Origin of the sequence: Vibrio sp. 10N.222.49.A3 (assembly GCF_041475145.1) — a bacterium.
In the GTDB taxonomy this organism is placed as follows: domain Bacteria; phylum Pseudomonadota; class Gammaproteobacteria; order Enterobacterales; family Vibrionaceae; genus Vibrio; species Vibrio tasmaniensis_A.
In genome coordinates this window covers 1-795 of record NZ_JBFRVM010000260.1, presented here as the reverse complement: position 1 = coordinate 795, position 795 = coordinate 1, and the positions used below count along the sequence as shown (strand labels likewise).

1 pseudogene is annotated in these 795 nt (G+C 44.2%); it reads right to left on the bottom strand.

Features of this window, described 5'->3' with window-relative positions:
• A pseudogene (locus AB4589_RS24735) lies at positions 1-795 on the bottom strand (IS630 family transposase); the annotation flags it as partial.

Here is a 795-nt window from a genome sequence, read left to right as displayed (position 1 = left end):
GTTATTCCTCACATGCTCATTCATCACTTTCCAAAGCCGCTCTATGGGATTTAAGTTTGGGCTGTAAGGCGGTAAGTAATGAAGCTCGATATTGAGCACTTTTGCCGCATTTCTTACCATCTCTGACTGATGATAGGCGGCACCATCAAGTATTAGGTGTACTTTTTGCTCCAACGGGTAATGCTCCTTCTTGAGCTTCCAGAAGACGCGAACGATGCTCTCGCTGTTTATCGTGTCATACGAGTCTGTCACGGTTGCGCCAATATTTTGAAGCGGTAACGCACCGATAATATTAAGACGAGTTCGACTGCCTGTTGTCTCAATCACTTTGTCTTGACCTTTTCGTATCTAGCCATAACTAAGTTTTGTTGACTGCGTAGGATGAACGGCATCCATGAATAACACAGGGTCTTCACTGTTTCTTAGCGTCTCGTTGTAATGTTCGATAAAGGCTTGTTGCATCTCTGGATCAAACTTGTGCGGCACACCTTTCGGCTTTTTATAGGAAAAGCCATGATGATGTAGCCACTTGTTCATTCCTGCCACGCTATAACAGATACCAAACTCAGCTTGTACATAAGCGACAATTGGGTGGGTATGAAAGTACGTTTTCTCAGCCAGATGTTCGATAAGTTGCATGGTTTGCCCAGCAGAAAGTCGGCTTTGGCTACCACCATTTTCAGGCTTAAGTTTTTCAGAAAGAACATAATCACTGAGATGACGAGCAACGGTCGATTCGTGAATACGAAGAGCTTGAGAAATCATCACCTGACTCCAACCTTCAGACGCAAGTAA